Origin of the sequence: Arthrobacter koreensis (genome assembly GCF_009193255.1) — a bacterium.
Classification (GTDB): domain Bacteria; phylum Actinomycetota; class Actinomycetes; order Actinomycetales; family Micrococcaceae; genus Arthrobacter_B; species Arthrobacter_B koreensis.
Map to the genome: position 1 here is coordinate 12281 of NZ_WACG01000009.1, position 19142 is coordinate 31422.

The following is a 19142-nucleotide window of genomic DNA, read 5'->3' on the forward strand; positions in this document are numbered from 1 at the left end:
GACCTCAAGTGAACACGTGGAGGAAACGGAAGAACACGGATGCGGCGACGGCGATGTAGGCCAGGACGATAATCGGTCCGACCCATGCTGCGAGGCTGCGGGTGAGGGCGGCGGGTGCGGGTATGACGCAGTGAACCATGTTGCGGACGGTGGTAAGGATGAACAAAGGGATCATCGCCGCCCACACGATCATGCAGTAGAGGCAGAGGATATAGATCTCGAAGAGAGCCTGGCTCCATAACCAGGTCACGAACACGGCAGCGAGAGTGACGCCAATCTGCAGGCCCGCCCAGTACCAGTGGCTGAACCGGGCTCCCGCGAGCAACGCCATGCCGGTGGTGATGACGACGGTAAAGCCGACGAGGCCGATGAACGGATTAGGGAAGCCAAACAATTCGGACTGCCACGTTTGCATGACCTGCCCGCAGGACACCCAGGGGTTGATGTCGCAGCTCGTGACGTGGTCCGGGTTCCGATACAACTCGAGCTTCTCAAGGATCAGGATCCCCGAAGCAGCCCACCCGATAACACCCGTGACCACGAGCATGACCCCGAACGCGATCCTACGGGCGAACCCGGGCAGCGACGCCGTGTCATCCTTCCCGCGGTCCTGGACCGGTGTGACATCATTCGTCATTGTGTGCGCCATGGTGAGAGTTCCTTCGCCAGTAAGGGTCAGTCCGCGATGGCGGTTTCGATCAGGGTACGGAATTCCTCAACGGTGGCTGGCTGGATCTTTTCGCCGTCGAGGAAGAACGTCGGGGTTCCCCCGACATTCAGGGCCATGCCGTCCCTCTTGTCTATATTCACGCGGTCCAAGGTTGCCGGGTTAGCGATTGCCGCGTCGTAGGCAGCCATGTCAAGGCCGAGGTCTTCGGCGTACTCGCGGAACACCGGTGACCGGTCCTCGGAGGTGTGGCCCCACTCGGTCTGCTTCTCGTACATCAGGGCATGCATTTGCGTGAACTTGCCCTGCTGCGCGGCGGCCTCAACCGCGGCGGCTGCAGTCTCGGAGTTCGGGTGCCCGGGCAGGGGGAAATACCGGGCGACGACGGTCAGGTTCTCCCCGTATTCCTCGGAAAGGTCTTCCACGAGCGGGTACGCGGCCAGGCATGCCTCGCATTCAAAATCGAGGAATTCCACAAGGACCGCTTTTTCGTCCGGCGCCTCAGACAGGCGGTGGCTGTCCTCACGGACGACCTCGGCCGCGGTAGTTGGCGTACCAGCGGCCTGGCTCTCATCCTCCCCGAGCGTGTTGAAGAGGAAGACCATACCGATAACGAGGGCGACTGCTGCGAGCAGGCCGATCATGATCCGGTTTTGCAGGCTCATGCCTTTCTTCGTGCCGGGGGCCGCGCCGCGAGCAGGGGTGGGTGTAGGCATGGTGGTGTCTCCTCGTCATGGAACTGCGTCGTCGTGTTCGTCCCGGGCAAAGTGCAGGGAAGGACGGTTGATCAGGTTTTACTCGAGCCTCTAGTCGTGCCTGCAGCAGGCGCAGGACGCCTCCACGGGCGTCGAGCCATGGGCGGATGTGGTGCTCGCCGTGGCCTCGGTTTCTGCGGTCCGGGCACTCAGGGTAATCGACGCAGGTCTCACCGAATTGCTCGTCGCTGAGGCGATCGCGCCTGGACTGGAGCCGGTACTGCAGCACGAGTCCGTGCCGCCGTCCGGCGTGCTCCTGCAGGTATCATTACCGCTTCCGTCGATGTCGAGGCTTCCCAAGGGCGGGACGCAGCAGGAGTCGCCCTTCCACGCTTCGCGACCTTCTTTGAGGGCGACGGCGGCGATAACGAGAGCTGCGATCGGGTCGGCCCAGGACCAGCCGAGGGTGCTGTTGAGCAGCAGGCCGACCAGCAGGACTCCGGAAAGGTAGGTGCAGAGCAGGGTCTGCTTGGAGTCCGCGACAGCGGATCGGGAGCCGAGTTCCCGGCCGGCGCGGCGCTGCGCCCAGGACAGGAATGGCATGACGGCCAGGCTCACCGCCGCGAGGATGATCCCGACCGACGAGTGTTGGGGCTCGGACGCGCCGAGCAAGGTGCGGACGGCATCGAAGGTAACGAACGCGGCAAGGCCGAAGAAGGAGAACGCGATCAGTCGCAGCGCGGTCTTTTCGCGGGCTTCAGGGTCTCGGCCGGCGAACTGCCAGGCCACGGCCGTTGCAGACAGGACTTCCACGATGGAGTCCAAGCCGAATCCAATCAAGGCACTCGAGGACGCGATCGTGCCGGCACTGATCGCGACGACCGCTTCGATGACGTTGTAGGTGATGGTTGCTGCAACGAAGAGACGGATCCGGCGTGAGAGGATTGCGCGCCGCTCCGGTGACGGAGCCGCGGACGCTGCATGTGGGGGGCGAACGGAAGCGTGGGTGCTCATCAGCAGCAAGCCTTTCCAATGATGTGGTCTGCTTTGGTAGTGCAGCAGCACTCGGGATCGTTGACGGCGACGACATCCAGTAGTGCGGTCAGCGCGTCGCCCAGCTTCTGGTCCGCCAGCTCGTAGCGGACCCGCCGACCCTCAGGGACTGCGACGACCAGCCCACACCCACGCAGGCACGTCAGATGGTTAGACACCCGCTGCTTGCTCACGCCCGCCAGCTCAGCGAGCTCACCTGGATAGGAAGGAGCTTCCCTCAGTGCCAGGAGGACCCTAGACCGAACCGGGTCCGACAGCGCGTAGCCGAAGCGGGCAAGCACCGAATGATGCGTCTGAGTCTCCATACGGCTAATGGTACACGTGAATCTGTACTATTTGGGATGGGTGGTCAGCTGGTTGGAGTTGGAGCTGGGGTTGGTTCAGGGCAGGACGTCTTCAATAAGTGTTTTTAGGGTGGTCTTTTCCGCCACGCCTAGTATTCGTGCTGATATGCGGCCCTGCCGGTCGAGGATGAGAGTTGTGGGGACAGCCTGCGGCGGTACGTATTGCGTAAGGCTCAGCAGGATCTTGCCATCCTTGTCTTTGAAGCTTGGGTAGGTGACCCCGAAATTTCGTTCGAACGCTTCAGCGGTCGGTTGTTCATCGCGGACATTTATCCCGTAGAACCTCACGCCCTGGTCAGCGAATTCTTTGCTTAGGTCGTTCAGCGTCGGCGCTTCGGTGCGGCAGGGAGCACAGGCCGCGTACCAGAAGTTGAGAACTACGACGTCCCCGGTCCAGTCTTCCTGATCCAACGTTGTCCCGTCGAACAGTGTGCCCGTGAGCTGGACTCTGTCCCCGCGGTTCTCTGGGCCATATTCGGCCACCGACCCATCTCCGGCGATGTAATTCTTATTATCGCCTGCTTGGGCTTGCTCGGAGAGCGAGTCTTCGGGGGAGCAGCCGGTGAGAGTGAGAGCTGCGATGAGGAGGGCGGCGCTCATTCGAGAGGTGACGGGTTGTCTGCGTCGTGGGCGTGCTGCATCGGTGCCGCGCATAGCGTGTACGGGTCTCCTATGGCGTAGGTGAGTATCAGCGTGAATTGGAGCTCATACAGGGGTGATGAAGGTGCCTGCGAGATTTTGAAGCTGGTAGATCCATTGCATCCAGAGGCCGGTAAACATCAGCACTCCGACAAGGACGAGGACAGATCCGCCGATAATGTTGAAAGCCCGGATATGACGGCGCACGAAGTTCAAGGTGGTCGTCACCCAATTAATGCCCATCGCTACCAGGATGAAGGGGATGCCCAGCCCCAGGCAGTACACGAAACCGAGTAGCGCGCCACGCCACGCCCCACCTGTGGTGGTACTTAAGGCAAGTACGGCGCTGAGAGTGGGACCCATGCACGGGGTCCAGCCGAGGCCAAAGACGATGCCGAGTACCGGTGCGCCAGCCAGTCCAGCCTGCGGGCGATAGCTGAGTTTTTTCGTCTGCTGAAAGAAGGAGAACTGTCCGACGAGGACAAGTCCCATGACGATAACGAAGATACCGAGCCCACGTATGAGGAGGTCCTGCCAGCGCAGTAACCAGCCTCCGATAATGCCGAAAGCGGCGCCGTAGAGCGTGAAGACCAAAGCGAATCCGAGGATGAATAACGTTACTCCGGTGACGACGCGCCGCTTGTTATCGGCCCGTGTCGGATCAGCGAGCCCGGAAACATACCCGAGGTAGCCGGGGACCAGTGGCAGAATGCACGGAGACAGGAACGAGACGATGCCGGCGATTAGGGCAAGAGGTATTGCTGCGATCAGGGCGCCGGACTGCACCATCTCCGCGAAGTACCCACCGATCGTCATGACTGTGCCGATCTGCCGTTGAGCCCGAAAGCGCTACTGCTGACTGGGATGAAGATGCTCACACCTGCACCCCACCACCCTCACAACCAGCGACCGGGCAGCCGCGAGCTACGCATGGGGTGTGCCGTCGGCTGACGAACCGTTCACCCCGTCGAGGGAAAAGGTCAGAAGGCAGGAACGAACACTGCCAGGCAGCCACCCGCTCCGATGTGGGCACGGCAATGCCTAGGACGGGGCGAACCGGGCGACGGGGTTCATGCAGGCTGATCATAAAGTCGAGGACCATGTCAGTTCAGCGCCTCAAATGTGGCTCCGCCATCCGGTGAATACTCAACACCGGTGTCGGTGGCAACCCAGATCCGGGTCTGCCGGTCCTCGCCGATCGCTGCCGCCACCGCTGCGGGCTGACCCTTCACTGTCCCTCCGGTTGCTTCCCAGGTCTGCCCGGCATCGTCGCTAACCTGAATCGTGCCGCCGGGCGCGACCCCGACGGCTGTGGAGTTGTCGGCGAAGGCCGTGAGAAGAAGGATGGGCGCATCGGCGGGAAGGTCCCAGGTCCGGCCAGCGTCACCTGATCGGTGGACGCCCTGTTCAGTTGTTGCCAGAACTACCCGACTCACGGGAGTGCCGGAGAGGTTGTACGGCTGGATGTCGGTTTCGACGGTCTCCCAAGTTTCCAGGTCACCGGTGCGCCGGACCTGACCGTCGAAGCCGACGATTCCGTCACGGGTGACGGTCAGCGCGTGAAAGTCGGATTCCCCTTGGAGGGACAGCGGCTTCCAGGTTGTCCCACCGTCAGTCGAGTGGATCAGGCCCACCGGGTTGGGCATATCGCTTCCCGGCCCGGGGTGGCCGGAGGCATAGAAGTGGTCCTCACCCGCCGGCGCGAAACCCATCAGGTCGATGGTCGGGCCGATTTTTTCCGGGGCTCCGGAGGTGATGTCGAAGAGGCCTTCGTGGGCGGCCAGCAGAACCCGCCCGGTTTCCGGGTCAACATTCATGCCATGGACGTGGCCTGTAACGCCGGTAGTGGTCACCTGGGCGGTGTCTGGGGATCGGGTCGGTTGCTGTGCGCAACCGGCGCCGAGCACAGCCACGGACAGAGCGGCGGCGGTAAGCACGACCCGGTTGCGGGCGCGCTTGGTAAAGGCTAGGTGGGACATTTCGGGGTGCTCCAAGCAGAAGGACAGACGGGAGGAAGGAAGGATGGCCGCTGTTGGGCACTCCGGTGATCCGGCAGTGCCCAACAGCAGGCTTGCGGAAACGGTTAGAGGTTGGCGAGAAGAGCGTTCATCTTCTCGATCTCTGCGCCCTGGTCGGCGACGACGGTCTTCGCGAGTTCGACGGCTTCCGGATTGGAGCCGTTGGCGGCTTCGTCTTCTGCCATGGCGATTGCCCCTTCGTGGTGGGCGATCATCTGGGTCAGGAACAGCCGGGCGGCCTCTTTGCCTTCAGCTGCTTTGAGCTGGGCCAGGTCCTCGGCGCCCATCATGCCGTCCATGGAGTGGTCCCCGGACATTTCCGCCGGCTCGCCCCAGGCTTGGAGCCAGGAGTTCATCTTTTCGATTTCGGGGCCTTGGGCGGCTTTGATGTCTTCGGCCAGCTGGATGATTGCAGGGTCGAGGCCGTCTTTGGCGAGCATGATGTCGCTCATTTCCACGGCCTGCTCGTGGTGCGGGATCATCATCTGGGCGAACATGGTGTCCGCATTGTTGTGATCACTGGCTGCGTCCGATGCGGACGGGGTTTGGGACATGGTGCCGTGGTCCATGCCCGGCATCGTGCTTGCGGTCTCCGGGCTGTTGTTGGAGCCGCAGCCGGAGAGGAAGAGCACGGCAGCAACAGCGGTCGCCGAAATAGCGGTATGGCGTTTCATGGGGTTTCCTTCGGAATCGTTCGTGGGGGCTGTCAATCAGTGCCTGATGCACGCCCGTGGGAGGGCAGGCGTGCGGGGGTGGCCTTATCGGGATGGCCAGGCATTTTTAAATGCGGCTGATGGAGAGCTGAACGAGTGAAGGCGTGTGGGGGACGCGCGCGTGGGGAGAGGGAAAAACCGGCGGGGCGCGCAAGCCGTGACGGGATAGGGCACGCAGCTGTTTTGGAATGAAGAACAATGAAACGATGCCGACGATCATCAGCATGCACAGCGCTGCCATGAGACCATGTCCGCTGCCGCAGGGGCCGGCGCAAGCCGCGGAATGCGTATCTCCGTCGGCAACTGTCCCGGGAACTGCAGCATGCTTAAGCGCGGGCACGTAGCCGGCGCCCTGATGCGGGGCCGCCTGGGCCGCAGAGGTGACAGTGGCGGCATCGGGTCCCGGGAAATGCGACAGGTTCAGGGTGTGCATGCCAAGGATTCCCAAAATGATCGCTGCCAGTCCCAGGGACAGCAACAGCGGTCGGCGCAGCAGCACCGGCAGGCCAGGCAAGGAACCGTGGTTCATTCTTCCTGCCTTCCTGCTGAATGTTGGGCTTCCGCCACTTCCAAGGATAGCGGGACGGCTGCGGCTCTTCGAACTGACCATCATTGCCGTTGCGCTCGTGGACTAGCGAATGTCCGCCGGATCCAGCTTGATGCGCCGGAGAAGCTGGGCGTTAAGCGCGACAACGATTGTCGAGACGGACATCAGGATGGCGGCCACGGCGGGGGAGATGGTCACACCGGCAAACGCGAGGACGCCCGCGGCTAGCGGGACGGCGATGACGTTGTAGCCGGTGGCCCAGATGAGGTTTTGAATCATCTTCCGATAGCTGGCCCGTGACAGGTCCACCATCGACAAGACCGCCCGGGGGTCGTTGCCGGCCAGCACCACGCCAGCCGATTCCATCGCCACATCGGTGCCCGCGCCGATGGCGATACCGACTTCTGCCCTGGCCAAGGCCGGGGAGTCGTTCACGCCGTCGCCGACCATGGCAACCTTTTGCCCCCGGGACTGCAGTTCTCCCACCTTCTTGTCCTTATCCTGCGGCAGGACCTGGGCGAAGACCTCGTCGATGCCCAGTTCCTGCGCCACGGCATCGGCGACCTGCTGAGCGTCGCCGGTGATCATGGCGACGCTGATGCCGCGGTTCTGCAATGCCGACACGGCCTGGCGTGATTCTTCGCGGACCTCGTCCTCCAGGCTCAGGGCCCCGATGACCTGTCCGGCTCTGATGACATGCAGCACCGACGCGCCGCGTCCCACCCAAACGCGGGTTTCCTCCTGCAGCTCTTGCGGCATTTGAAGGCCTTCGGCTTCGATCAGGTTGGGGCCGCCGACGGCCGCTTCGGTGCCGTCAACCAGCGCGGTGACTCCCCGGCCGGTCAGCGACCGGAAGCCGGTGGCGGCTGGAACGGTGAGCCGGCGGTCGCGGGCGGCGGCCACGATGGCGCGGGCGGAGGGGTGTTCACTGTCGGCCTCCACCGCCGCTGCGAGGGCGAGGACATCGCCGTCGCTCTCATTCGAAATGGCCGCCACGGCGGTCAGTGCCGGCTGGCCCTTGGTCAGGGTGCCGGTTTTGTCGAACAGCACCACGTCGACGGTGCGCATGCGTTCCAGCGCCATGCGGTTCTTGATCAGCACACCGGCACGGGCGGCCTGCTCGGTGGAGATCGCGATGACCAACGGGATGGCCAGGCCCAGCGCGTGCGGGCAGGCAATGACCAGGACGGTCACCATGCGGATCACCGCGTCGTTGGGACTGCCCAGCAGCAGCCAGGCAATGAACGTGATGATGCCGGCGCCGAGGGCGAAGTAAAACAGGAAGGCGGCGGCCTTGTCGGCCAGGGCCTGGGCTTTGGAGGAGGATGCTTGCGCCTCCGCGACCAGGCGCTGGATGCCGGCGAGTGCGGTGTTGGCGCCGACGGCGGTAACCCTGACCCGCAGCGAACTGTCCGTGGCCACCGTTCCGGCCACCACATTGTCTCCGGGCCCGCGCGGCACGGTCTTTGACTCACCGGTAATCATTGATTCATCCAGTTCGGCCTGGCCCTCGGCGATTTCACCGTCGGCCGGCAGCCGGGCGCCGGAGCGGACCAGGACGACGTCGCCGACGGCCAGGTCGGAGATCAGGATGGTTTCGGTGCCGCTGTCGGTGACGCGTTCGGCCTCGTCCGGCAGCAGTTCGGCCAGCGCATCCAGGGCGCCGCGGGCAGAGCCTAGGGCGCGCATCTCTATCCAGTGGCCCAGCAGCATGATGACCACCAGCAGGGCCAGCTCCCACCAGAAATCCAGGTTGAAGTTGCCGATGCCCAGCGTGGTGATCCACGACGCGACGAAGGCTACCGAAATGGCCATCGCGATCAGCAGCATCATGCCCGGTTGCCGGCTGCGCAGTTCGGTCCAGCCACCCTTCAGGAACGGTGTTCCGCCGTAGAAGTAGATCACGGTCCCGAGAACGGGCGGGATCCAGGCGGATCCGGGGAATTCCGGGATGGTGTAACCGAGCAGGTGGGAGAACATCGGACTGAAGAACACCACCGGGACGGACAGCGCAAGGCTCAGCCAGAACTTGTTCTTAAACATGGCGGTGCTGTGGCCGGCGTGCTCGCCGTGCTGGTGGACTGCGTGTTCGTCATCGAGCCCCGAATGCGCCTGCCCAGTGGGCATCGCCTGACCGTGGGTGCTGTGGTCTGTCGGGTTGGCCTCGGTGACCGGAGCTTGCCCGGGATGAGGACTATGGTGCCGGTGTTCTTCCGCATCGTGATTCATGCTGGATTATCCCTTCAGACTGCTGGCTCAGGTCGTGAGCTCGTATCCTGCTTCCGATACCGCTGCGCGAACAGCCTCCCGGTTGACTTCGCCTGCGCTGTAGACGGTGACGGTGGAAAGCCCATCCGGCACCAAAGCGACCTGCACGTCGCTGACACCGTCGAGCCTGGCCAGCTCCTCGGAGACACTGGAGACACAGTGCCCGCACGTCATGCCGGCCACCCGAAAATCCATGGCCTGGCCGCCGGTGGCCGTGCGCGGGGTGGACTCCGTCGTCGGTGTTTCCTGGGGCGAGCAGCAAGAGCAACCCGCGGAGTCGTTGAGCAACGGCAGCCTTCGGTCGAATGTGCCACACATAATGATCTCCTCGGGAACGTTGAATTTGCGCCCAGGCTGTGGACCCTTAGATTTTCAGGGCCGGACAGTCGGGCCTCGGTAGTCTAGTAACGTAAATATATACCCCATAGGGGTATACGGCAAAGGGTGTCCCGGGTTGCGTTCCTTGATCTGGCCCGACAAGTACTTAGCGCTCTAATGGTCAGGCCTCCTGGCCCGTCGAAAAGGGAGTCCATGGGATGACCTCTTCCGCAGCTAGTCGAACGGGCCGGCCTTACGGCGAGTCAATCCCAGGCGTGCTACCGAAGGCTGAACGTCTAGGAGGGGCTCATCCCAGCTGAACCCAGTTCGGCGCCTTTGCAACCGGCAGGCTGTGCGCCGCCGCGACGAGACAGCGGAGCAGCCGCAGTGGACGGTATCGCGAAGTATCTTGCCCATACGACGTTCCGAAGAGGGATACGTCGCCGCTTGAGAGAACGGCACCTGATAGGGAGCGCCGACCTGGAGTCATGACCTAGTCGCTTGCGTCGTGCTGGCGCAGGATGAACTTGGCCATTCCGGGAACGGTGAAGGCCGCCAATCCATGCTCCGGGGCATAGATGAGACCTTTTGCAATGAGCCCGGCCAGCGCCGGTCTGAGGCTCTGGTGACTCGATTCAAGGCGTTCGGCAACAGTTTTGGTACTTCAGGCCGGAAGCGGGGTGGTGGTTCTGCTGTACCAGTAGCCAGCATCCAACAGTAAGGCTACTGTCTTTGGTGGCGGCCGGCACCCCGTCGGCCTGCACCCAGTGAACAGGAACCGGACCATGACGCACATTAGCTCGATGCTCAACACCTACCCGAAGGATCTAGGCGGAGTGGACAGCCAAAAACTTGCGGAGTGTATAGCCGCCTGTTTCGAATGCGCCCAGACCTGCACCGCCTGCGCAGACGCCTGTCTCTCGGAAGACAAGGTTGCGGACCTGACCAAGTGCATCCGCACCAATCTGGACTGCGCCGACATCTGCGCCACAACCGGCAATATCCTTTCCCGCCACACCGGCTACGACGCGAACATCACCAAGACCGTCCTCGAAGCCTGCCGGACAGTCTGCAAAGCCTGCGCCGACGAATGCGAACAGCACTCCCAGATGCACGAACACTGCAAAGTCTGTGCAGAAGCCTGCCGCCGCTGCGAAAAAGCCTGCGACGAACTGCTCTCCTCCCTGGGACGCGGCGCCTCCGAATAGGAACAGACCGGGAGCCTGCCGTCCCCTCCCTGTACCAGGTCCTGGGTTGATTCGGAAACGATGGCAGCGGGAAGTGCTGCCAGGATGAGGTCGAAGAACTTCTGGATCCTGCCGCGAGGGTTGCCCTCTCCCGCCGCCTCTTTTTATTAGCTCCAGTTGCGGCTCGGCGGCCTCCCCGATACTTGGGTGTTCCGCAGAAGTTCTCGGAATGCGTTGATCGCGGTTCCGAATGCCAAGCGCATTCATCCCGATATTCTGCGTTTTGGGGCCGCATTTCCTTGGCTCTGCTGGGCGGCACCTACGTTGCCGCCCGCTGAAGTTCATCGTGTTGGTGTCACCGATATTCGTCACTGAAGGCCTTCCTCCGTTCTGCAGGGCTACCCAATCCTCAGGCGCATACCCGAGTCCAATGCTTGATATATCCCCGCGAGGTTAGTTCTGGACGTATGAGCTCAGCGCCCGGCGCCGGGATTCCTTTGATTAGATCCCAGGACCGAGGATGCTCGAGGGCCCACGCAAACTCACGCTGTGTAACAGGTTCCCCGTTGATCGGTGGGAAGTATTCGTCCGTACCGTTTTGGTCGCTGGAATTTGTAAGGGGCTAGGCCGCAGTGCGTTGCACGATGCGGTACACCGTACTTCTGGCGACCTTGAAGAGTTCGGCGATCTCGGCGGTGGTGTGCTGGCCTCCCTTATATAGGGAGACCAGGTGGGCTTCCTGTGACTTGGAGAGTTTAGGTTGCTTGCCGCGCAGGCGGCCTTTGGCTTTGGCGACCTGCATGCCTTCGCGGGTGCGGGCGCGAATGAGATCGGATTCGAACTCGGCGACCATGGCCAGGACGTTGAAGAGGAGCCGGCCGACGGGGTCGGCCGGGTCGTGGATGGATCCGCCGATACTGAGCTTCACGTTCTTCTTGGTGAGTTCTTCGATGATGTCGCGCGCGTCCGGCAGGGATCGTGCGAGCCGGTCGAGTTTGGTGATGACTAGAGTGTCGCCGTCGCGGACAGCGGCCAGGGCCTGGCGAAGACCGGGCCGGTCGCGGTTGGTGCCAGTGAGCCCGTGGTCGGTGTAGATCCGGTCCTCCGGAACATTCAGGGCTGCGAGCTGATTCTGCTGCGCGGTGAGGTCTTGCTCGTTGGTCGAGACACGGGCATAACCGACAATATGGGCACTCATGTGCCCACCTGTAGCGTTAGAGCAACTTTCACCGGGCATTAATGCGGGCAGGGTATACGCGAATGTGTGCAACGAGCATCTATATGTGTGGACTTGTCCGTTAGGTGGCGGCGTTCTGTTTTCGCTCTGTGTCGCTAGTTGCCGATGACGAGGATGCTTGCTGCTGCTTCGACGACGTCGTCGGTGATGGTTTCGAGCTGGTTGATCTTGAGGACGCGGGTGATCTGGGGGAATAGCCGTTCGAGGAGACGGAAGTTGCCTCGGGTGATGCGTTCTACTGCGGCGATTGCCTGGGCGTCGGTGAAGTCGTCCGGGTCGAGGGTCCGTCCGAGGCGTTTCCAGTGTCGGTCCAGAACGAAGAGGAGTTCGTCTCTGCCGAGGGAGCGGTATCGGTGGGAGAAGCCGAGGCGGCTGTATAGCTGGGGGTAGTGCCGGAATCGTTGGTCGATGCCGGGCATGCCGATGAGGATCATCGGCAGGTGGGTTCGGTCGTGTTTGTCACGGAGGAGTTCGAGGGCTGTCGCGTTGAGGCGTTCGGCTTCATCGATGATGAGCAGCTCCACGAGCGTGGTGACTCTGTTCATTGAGCGTGGTGCGGTATCGAGTTTGTGCAGGTGTTCGGCAATGCACGAGCCGATTCTCACCTGGTACCGGTGTATGTCCTCCATAAGTGTTTTGGGACGGCAGAGAACGTCCGGGGTGTAGAACACGGTCCGGGAGCGGTTGGCGAGGGTGTAGTGCTTTTCGTCCTGGTCGCCGCGTGGTCCCCATTCGGTGATGTAGGGCTCAAGGTCATCCCAGTTTGCGTAGCGGCGCGCGGAGAGTGTTTTGCCCACCCCGGCGTCACCGTGGCAGATCCCTATTGTTCGTTCTTTGCGGACTGCGTTGGCGAACTCGGTGAAGCGTCGGTGCTCCTTGGTGACGATGAAGGTGGGGTTCATCATTCGTCCTCTTCGTAGGTGCGCAGTCGGCGCCGGCGCCGTACTGGTTCAGTAATGTGCGGTTCGTCACGGCTGGTGACTGTTGGGATGCGGTCGTTGATGGTGCGGCGCAGTTCTTTCCGGCGTGCTCTGCGTGCGGCCTCGATGTCCCGCAGGCTCAGGCGAAGGTTGGGGTGGTCTTCATCGATGGCGACGCAGACGAAGGTGTCGTGGTCGTAGACGCGGATTTCGGAGATGTCCCGGGGGTCGTAGCGGATGGTGATGGTTTGCCCCACGAAGGGCGCCAGCGTGGGTGAGAGGTAGCGCTGGCCTTGAAAGTGGATGCCGTCGCGTTGCACGGTCCGGTTCTTTGGAACTGTCAGGAGTAGCCCGTCGAGGTCCTCCAGACTTTCGGGCATCCGGGGAAGCCAACCGTCGGCGACCCAAGCATCCCGTGGTGAGATACCAAGTTCGCTGTGGGGCCGGTCGTTGTAGGCGGCGACGAAGCCTCTGATGGCGCGATCCAGTCCGGGGAGGTCGAGCGTGGGGCGTGGTTTCCTGTTCCCGGGCCCAAGGTGTCCGGGGAGGGTGGAGAGAACTTCGGTGTTGATGGTCCCGAAGAACCGTTCGATCTTTCCTCTGCCCTGGGGGCGGCCAATGGTCGAGTGGATGATGCGGATGTGCAGCTCGATGGCGGTGCGTTCGAGGTGGTGGCTGGTGAAGTCGGAGCCGTGATCCACGTGCAGGATGTCGGGCAGCCCGCACATTGCCCAGCTGGGATCACTCTTGCGCCAGATGGCCTGCCGGAGGGCGAGGGCCGTGTTCAGCGCTGAGGGCGCGCCGGTGAAGACGGTGTAACCGCAGAGCGCTCGGGAGTAATCGTCCATCACTGTCGTCAGCCAGGGTCGGTCGGGTTTGCCGTTGGCGCCGTTGATGAGGATGTCGAGTTGGGTGTGGTCCGCTTGCCAGATTTGGTTTGGTCGGTCGGCGCGGCGTCGAAGGACAAGTTCATGCCGGTCCCGGTAGGATGCGGGACCTTCGAGAGCCAGGGTCACCAGGGCTGGGTCCAGTGCCTGGACGATCTTGCGGACGACGGAGTAGCTCGGCGCCTGGGCGCCTTGTCTGCCCGCTTCGGCCGCGGCGAGTCTGTGCAGCGTTGCCATGCTCGGGCGGGGCTTCGCCAGTGCAAGTCCCTCGATAAACCTAACCAATCCGGGGTCTATGCGCCGCGTGCCGGCATCGGCCCGCGGTCCCAAGTCGAGAGCACTCGCACCACCCGCCCGGTAGAGCCGGAGCCAGCGTTGAAGAGTGCGGGTGCTGATTCCGGTTTCGCGGGCGAGGGCGGCAAGCGGGATCTGGTCCTCGACGTGAAGTCGAAGGACTTTCCAGCGCTCATCGCCGTTCAGGATTACCTACGTTCTGGTGCTCTCGCGGGCGGCGAGGGCTTGCTGGTGGCGGTAGAGAGTGGCGCGGCTCCATCCAACGAGACGGGCGGCGTCTTCGGCGGTGCGTCCCTTCGCCCGGGCGTCCTGCGCGATCGCCAGCTTGTCCGCGATGACAACCGGATCCGTCAGCGGGCGGCCAAAGCGCGTTCCGTTCTGCCTGGCGGCGGCAATGCCGGCATTGACACGCTCGACGATCAGCTCGCGCTCATATTCGGCCAAGGTGGCGAGCATGTTCAGCATCAACCGACCTGTCGAGGTCGCCGGGTCGATACCGTCGGAGATGGATCGGACCTGGACGCCGCGTTCGCGCAGCAGGTTCACGGTGTTCAGCACGTCGATCAATGACCGGCCCAACCGATCGACCCGCCACACAACAACGGTGTCGCCCTCCTCGGCGTACTCGAGGAGCCTCTTCATCCCGGGCCGTTCGATCGCCGTCTTACTTCCCGAGGTCACGTCGGCGAAGACGTCGCGCTTTTGCACACCGACGGAGAGCAGAGCGTCGAGCTGCAGCTGGGCATCCTGGTTCGAAGTACTCACCCGTGTGTAGCCCAATTGCCTCATCAGGCCATTCTGACTCAAAAAGCCCATCACGGGCGTGCACTGAGACGATTTACGGTGAGACGTGTTTCCGGGACATCAGCCAGCCCGGTTTTCCCAGTCCGCCGCCGTCCCCTCCCGACACCCCGGACAGTGTCTCGAAAAGCTTTTGGTTTTCGAGACACCTTTAGACAGAGCTCTTCCCTCGCGGAGGAGGGTGCTTTTTCGAGTCGCTACGCCTTGGGCGTGGAGACACCGCTGGTACTTACGTCAGCATCACCGACGAGTATCGCTGATCTTTATTGCGCGCGGGCAATCTAGACTCGCGCCTGCCAGATTGTAGCGGTATGGGCGTTCGCACGGCCCATCAGTCTGTGTCTCCGTCCCCGGACAGTGCTGGCGCGCCCATGTCTTCGGTCCATACTGCCGTGGCGCCGCTGTGACCGATGAGGATGGCTTGCACGGTGGTTCCTGTCGACACCACGAGAGCCAGCAGAATCAGCATGATTGGTACCCACCGCGAACCAGGACGCGCCGCGACCGGCAATTCCGACTCTCTGGACGCTGCGATTCGTGCGCGCTTCTCGCGGATGTTCCACCACAGCAGCGCGCCCGCTACGACGACGAGACCGATGACCCAGGGTAAGAGTCCGTCGGCCAGGGTGGCGTGAGTTTCGATGAGATCGTTCCCACCGACCCGCGCCTCGAGTCGCTCGCCCGATTGTGTTGAGAGGGGAACGAGAACGAGCGCGACCAGTGAGGCGCCGAGCGGCAGATATCCCGCCCACCGACGGCATCGGGGCCAGACTGCCGTCAAGACGACGAGGACCGCCGCCAGCGGAACGATCACCTCTGTCGCGTGCACGATGAACGGATGCAGGGGAAGCCCAAAGAATGTGTCGAACATGGTTCAAGGTTAGGCAGGAATTCTTCCAGGATTCTTTGAAGCGGCCATGAGCCGCGGAAGGGGCTTATTTGTCACGCCCCGTTCGCACCACATGGCCGAAAGGTCAGACGACGCCGGATGCTCCTAGGAGCACCCCCACCCCGTAGGTCGCCGCGAGTGCCAGCGCTCCGCCGATGACGACTCGCAGCGTGGCCCGCAGCCGTGAGCTGCCGCCGATCGTTGCCGACAGCGTGCCGGTGACCGCGAGAGCCATGAGAACGGCGACGAAGGTAACGGGGATGCGCCAGTCCGCTGGGGGAAGCAGGATGGCGAGCATTGGCAGGATTGCCCCGATGGTGAAAGCCGCCGCCGACGACGCCGCCGCATGCCAGGGGCTCACGACATCGTCTTGATCGATGTTGAGTTCGATCGAGAGGTGCGCCGCTAGGGCGTCGTGCTCGGTGAGCTCAATGGCCACCTGGGTAGCGGTGCTCTCGCTCAGGCCCTTGGCCCGGTACAGGGCGGTGAGTTCGTCGAGCTCCTCGGCGGGCATGTCGCGCAGTTCGGCGCGCTCCTTCGCGATGAGGGCCTTCTCGCTGTCGCTCTGGCTGCTGACTGACACATACTCCCCGAGCGCCATCGAGATCGCGCCGCCGACCAGGCCCGCCACGCCCGCGGTGAGGATGGGACCAGTCGAGCTCGTGGCTCCGGCGACGCCCACGACGATCGCCGCCACCGAGACGATGCCGTCGTTGGCCCCCAGTACGCCGGCGCGCAGCCAGTTGAGGCGCTGCGCGATGCCTCCCCGGTGGGGTTCGTCGGCGTGCAGCGCGGGTGCGGTGTATCCATCGGTCGACATGCGCTCATTCAAGCACCGATGTCCCGGCACTTCAACGTTGGTGAGGCTAAGCGACCCGGGGAATTTCGGCTAAGAATTCTGGAAGAATTCGGGACGATTGTAGGGAGGGTAGAAGACACTCACCCGAATCGAGAACACGATGACTCTCAGAACGGCACCCACCGTCCCTGTGCGGACCCGCCGCATGGTCGACCCGGTCGACCGTACCCGGCGCATCCGGGGCCGACGTCGGAGGCGCACGGCCGACGCGATGATCGCCCTCGTCTGGGCATCGGTCGCCGCCGCCATGACCTTGTGGCTCGCCTACGGCGGTCTGAACACCGTCAGCGGCCTCGCTACCGCACTGACCGCCGCGGGCATCGTGACCGGCCTGGTCGGCACTGACCTCATCCTGGTGATGCTCGTGCTCGCCGCTCGCATCCCGGCGGTCGACCGGGTGGTCGGGCAGGACACGGCGATGGCGTTCCATCGGCAGCTCGGTAAGCCCGCGCTGTATCTGATCCTTGCCCACGGTGCGCTGCTCACCGTCGGCTACGCGATGGCCGACGGGTCGAACGTCGTCACCGAGACCATCAGCCTGTTCCAGGGCCCAGATATGGCGCTCGCCTACCTCGGGCTGGGCCTGCTCATCGCCGTCGTGGTCACCTCGGTCGTCGCGGTGCGGCGGCGCTTCGCATACGAGGCCTGGCACCTCATCCACCTGCTGAGCTACGCGGCCGTGCTCGTGGCGCTGCCGCATCAGCTGAGCGCAGGCGGTGTGCTCGCCGACGGCACCGTGCAGCGGGTCTACTGGATTGCGCTGTACGTGCTCGCCTTCGGCGCCATTGCCGTGTTCCGTTTCGCGGTGCCCGCGCTGCGCAGCGCCCGACATGGTATCCGGGTCGCTGGCGTCGAGCAGGTCGCCCCCGGGGTCGTCTCGATCCACCTCGCCGGGCGGGACCTCGACCGCCTGCAGACCGCGGGCGGGCAGTACGCGATCTGGCGGTTCTGGACCGGCGCCACCTGGTGGCATGCCCATCCGATCTCCTTCTCGGCGGTTCCTACGGCGTCGTCGGCGCGCCTGACGGTGCGCGACCTCGGCACCGGCAGTGCGGCGATCTCCCGTGTGCGCCCCGGCACCCGGGTGTCGATCGAGGGCCCCTACGGCGTGTTCACCGAGGCGCACCGGGTGGCCCCGAAGCTGGCCGTGGTCGCGGCGGGTATCGGCATCACGCCGATCCGCTCGATGCTCGAGCACTCGACGCTACGCCCCGGCGAGGCCACCGTGCTGCTGCGCGGCAGCGATCCCTCGCAGAGCTACCTGTGGGACGAGGTCGGCGCCCTCCGCAGCATGCGCGGCAATGCGGTCTTCTCGATGATGGGCCCGCGACCGCAGGGGCTCGCCACCTGGATGTCGGTCGAGGCACTTGCCCACGGTGTCACGATCGGCACGGTTTTCCCCGATCTGCTGAACTCCGATCTCTACGTGTGCGGGCCGCAGTCGTGGATCGATCTGGTGATCCGCGACGCCCGGGCGGCCGGTCTGCCCGAGGACCAGATCCACGTCGAGAGGTTCGACTGGTGAGGGCGCGCGCACTGGCCCTCAGCATCTTGTCGTCGGCGGCCGTGCTGACCGTGGGGTGGCAGCTCGGCACGCAGGGCCAGACCCCGACTGTTCCGGATGCGACAGCCACCACCACGACCACGGCTCCCAACGGCGGGTCGATGTCCTCCGCAGCGGCCGCCCCGGCGCCCACTCCGACCGCCGCCGGCAGCAGCGCGAGTGCCACAGCCCCGGCGTCGGACAGCGCTTCGGGCACATTCACCGGTACCTCCGTGCAGACCCGCTTCGGCCCGGTGCAGGTGCAGATCACCGTCGCGAACGGCAGCATCACCGATGTCACCGCGCTGCAGCTCACCGACAAGGATCAGCGCTCGGTGTCGATCAGCAACCGGGCCGCGCCGGTACTGCGCCAAGAGGTTCTGGCGGCGCAGTCGGCGAACGTGCAGGGCGTCTCGGGTGCCACCTACACCAGCGACGGGTACCTCAGCTCGCTCCAGTCGGCGCTCGACCAGGCCGGGCTCTGACCATGGGCGTGCACGTGTTCGACACCATGGGCACCATGGTGAGTCTGCGCTTCGCCGGCTCCACCGCCCCCGCATCCGTTCTCGACGAGGTCGAAGAGGCGTTCCGAGTCTTCGACGAGCGGTTCAGTTTGTATCGGCCCGACTCCGAGATCAGCAGGATGGCTCGCGGGGAGCTGCCGCTGACCCGGGCTAGTGCGGAGCTTCGCGAGGCCTATGCCGACGCCTTCGACTGGTCACGGAGCACCGGCGGCACCTTCACACCCCACCGCCCCGACGGCGTGATCGACCTCTCGGGCACCGTCAAGGCCAAGGCGATGGAGGCGGCGGCGCGGGTGCTCGAGTCGTCCGGCGAAACCGACTGGATGCTCGTGGCCGGCGGGGACATCCTCACCCGGGGCGATCTCGGCGGCCCGCCGTGGCGCGCCGGCATCGTCGACCCGGACGACCGGGGCGCGCTGCTCTGCGCTGTCGAGCTCGTCGGCCGACACACTGCCCTGGCCACCTCGGGCACCGCCGAGCGGGGCGAGCACATCTGGCGCACCGGTGACCCCCGTTCGCCGCAACGCTACCGCCAGGTGACCGTGCTGGCCGACGACATCGTCACCGCGGATGTACTCGCCACCGCCCTCGTCGCGGGCGGGCCCGACCGCTGCCCGGAGTTGATCGACCGCTTCGACATCGAGGCGATCACCGTCGACTACGCGGGGCACCTCACCGCGACACCAGGGCTGCAGAGCGCCCGGGGGCTCACGCCGATATGAGCCTCGCCGCCCCCTGT

22 protein-coding genes are annotated in these 19142 nt (G+C 64.0%); 5 read left to right on the forward strand and 17 right to left on the reverse strand.

Features of this window, described 5'->3' with window-relative positions; genetic code table 11:
• Positions 1-4 precede the first annotated feature (4 nt).
• From GD628_RS15850 to GD628_RS15890, 9 genes are all read right to left on the reverse strand, one after another.
• The gene (locus GD628_RS15850; RefSeq protein ID WP_193313306.1) at positions 5-637 is read right to left on the reverse strand and encodes a vitamin K epoxide reductase family protein; all 633 of its coding nucleotides are present in this window, start codon (positions 635-637) and stop codon (positions 5-7) included.
• Positions 638-675: 38 nt separating this feature from the next.
• Positions 676-1383, reverse strand: coding sequence for a DsbA family protein (locus GD628_RS15855; protein WP_226802597.1), 708 nt, complete (start codon positions 1381-1383; stop codon positions 676-678).
• Between the two features lie 90 nt (positions 1384-1473).
• Entirely contained in the window at positions 1474-2376 is a 903-nt protein-coding gene (locus GD628_RS15860; RefSeq protein WP_226802598.1) for a cation efflux transmembrane domain-containing protein, read from the reverse strand.
• Positions 2376-2720, reverse strand: a complete 345-nt coding sequence (locus GD628_RS15865) for an ArsR/SmtB family transcription factor (RefSeq protein ID WP_152275366.1) — start codon at positions 2718-2720, stop codon at positions 2376-2378. Before GD628_RS15865 ends, GD628_RS15860 begins: the two co-directional genes overlap by 1 nt.
• 75 nt (positions 2721-2795) lie before the next feature.
• Entirely contained in the window at positions 2796-3413 is a 618-nt protein-coding gene (locus GD628_RS15870) for a TlpA family protein disulfide reductase (RefSeq protein ID WP_152275367.1), read from the reverse strand.
• Positions 3414-3464: 51 nt separating this feature from the next.
• Positions 3465-4214, reverse strand: coding sequence for a cytochrome c biogenesis CcdA family protein (locus tag GD628_RS15875; protein WP_152275368.1), 750 nt, complete (start codon positions 4212-4214; stop codon positions 3465-3467).
• 287 nt (positions 4215-4501) lie between these two features.
• Complete coding sequence (locus GD628_RS15880) at positions 4502-5377, reverse strand: F510_1955 family glycosylhydrolase (RefSeq protein ID WP_152275369.1); 876 nt, start codon at positions 5375-5377, stop codon at positions 4502-4504.
• A gap of 104 nt (positions 5378-5481) precedes the next feature.
• Positions 5482-6090 carry a DUF305 domain-containing protein gene (locus GD628_RS15885; RefSeq protein ID WP_152275370.1) on the reverse strand — a complete coding sequence of 203 codons (609 nt, stop codon included), beginning with the start codon at positions 6088-6090 and terminating at the stop codon, positions 5482-5484.
• Between the two features lie 106 nt (positions 6091-6196).
• Complete coding sequence (locus GD628_RS15890) at positions 6197-6562, reverse strand: hypothetical protein (protein ID WP_264372054.1); 366 nt, start codon at positions 6560-6562, stop codon at positions 6197-6199.
• 16 nt (positions 6563-6578) lie between these two features.
• Here GD628_RS15890 and GD628_RS16800 point away from each other — a divergent pair, with 16 nt between their 5' ends.
• Positions 6579-6764 (forward strand): hypothetical protein, encoded by a 186-nt coding sequence (locus tag GD628_RS16800; RefSeq protein ID WP_226802607.1) that lies wholly within the window; start codon positions 6579-6581, stop codon positions 6762-6764.
• Here the strand turns inward: GD628_RS16800 and GD628_RS15895 are convergent.
• On the reverse strand, positions 6761-8905 hold the full coding sequence (locus GD628_RS15895; protein ID WP_152275372.1) for a copper-translocating P-type ATPase: 2145 nt from the start codon (positions 8903-8905) through the stop codon (positions 6761-6763). The genes GD628_RS16800 and GD628_RS15895 overlap by 4 nt on opposite strands.
• A gap of 27 nt (positions 8906-8932) precedes the next feature.
• Positions 8933-9127 (reverse strand): heavy-metal-associated domain-containing protein, encoded by a 195-nt coding sequence (locus GD628_RS16805; protein WP_264372055.1) that lies wholly within the window; start codon positions 9125-9127, stop codon positions 8933-8935.
• A gap of 920 nt (positions 9128-10047) precedes the next feature.
• On the opposite strand from GD628_RS16805, the gene GD628_RS15905 reads away from it, so the two are divergent.
• A complete protein-coding gene (locus GD628_RS15905) occupies positions 10048-10470 on the forward strand; it encodes a four-helix bundle copper-binding protein (RefSeq protein WP_152275374.1) in 423 nt (140 codons plus the stop codon).
• A 601-nt stretch (positions 10471-11071) separates the two neighbouring features.
• Here the strand turns inward: GD628_RS15905 and GD628_RS15910 are convergent.
• The 6 genes from GD628_RS15910 to GD628_RS15935 all read right to left on the reverse strand — a co-directional run bounded on the left by GD628_RS15910 (position 11072) and on the right by GD628_RS15935 (position 16297).
• Positions 11072-11647, reverse strand: a complete 576-nt coding sequence (locus GD628_RS15910; RefSeq protein WP_152275375.1) for a recombinase family protein — start codon at positions 11645-11647, stop codon at positions 11072-11074.
• Positions 11648-11781: 134 nt separating this feature from the next.
• Positions 11782-12588 (reverse strand): AAA family ATPase, encoded by an 807-nt coding sequence (locus GD628_RS15915; RefSeq protein WP_152275409.1) that lies wholly within the window; start codon positions 12586-12588, stop codon positions 11782-11784.
• Positions 12588-13976 carry a Mu transposase C-terminal domain-containing protein gene (locus tag GD628_RS15920; RefSeq protein ID WP_476726887.1) on the reverse strand — a complete coding sequence of 463 codons (1389 nt, stop codon included), beginning with the start codon at positions 13974-13976 and terminating at the stop codon, positions 12588-12590. Before GD628_RS15920 ends, GD628_RS15915 begins: the two co-directional genes overlap by 1 nt.
• 3 nt (positions 13977-13979) lie before the next feature.
• Positions 13980-14576: a recombinase family protein gene (locus GD628_RS15925; protein ID WP_152275377.1), complete on the reverse strand. Its 597-nt coding sequence runs from the start codon at positions 14574-14576 to the stop codon at positions 13980-13982.
• 343 nt (positions 14577-14919) lie between these two features.
• On the reverse strand, positions 14920-15459 hold the full coding sequence (locus GD628_RS15930; protein WP_152275378.1) for a DUF2231 domain-containing protein: 540 nt from the start codon (positions 15457-15459) through the stop codon (positions 14920-14922).
• A gap of 103 nt (positions 15460-15562) precedes the next feature.
• On the reverse strand, positions 15563-16297 hold the full coding sequence (locus GD628_RS15935) for a VIT1/CCC1 transporter family protein (protein ID WP_152275379.1): 735 nt from the start codon (positions 16295-16297) through the stop codon (positions 15563-15565).
• A 184-nt stretch (positions 16298-16481) separates the two neighbouring features.
• Between GD628_RS15935 and GD628_RS15940 the strand changes: the two genes are divergently transcribed.
• The 3 genes from GD628_RS15940 to GD628_RS15950 are packed head-to-tail and all read left to right on the forward strand — an operon-like array spanning position 16482 to position 19125.
• Complete coding sequence (locus tag GD628_RS15940; RefSeq protein WP_226802601.1) at positions 16482-17861, forward strand: ferredoxin reductase family protein; 1380 nt, start codon at positions 16482-16484, stop codon at positions 17859-17861.
• Complete coding sequence (locus GD628_RS15945) at positions 17858-18364, forward strand: FMN-binding protein (RefSeq protein ID WP_055345761.1); 507 nt, start codon at positions 17858-17860, stop codon at positions 18362-18364. The genes GD628_RS15940 and GD628_RS15945 overlap by 4 nt, the downstream gene beginning before the upstream one ends.
• A 2-nt stretch (positions 18365-18366) precedes the next feature.
• On the forward strand, positions 18367-19125 hold the full coding sequence (locus GD628_RS15950; protein ID WP_019289541.1) for an FAD:protein FMN transferase: 759 nt from the start codon (positions 18367-18369) through the stop codon (positions 19123-19125).
• Positions 19126-19142 lie beyond the last annotated feature (17 nt).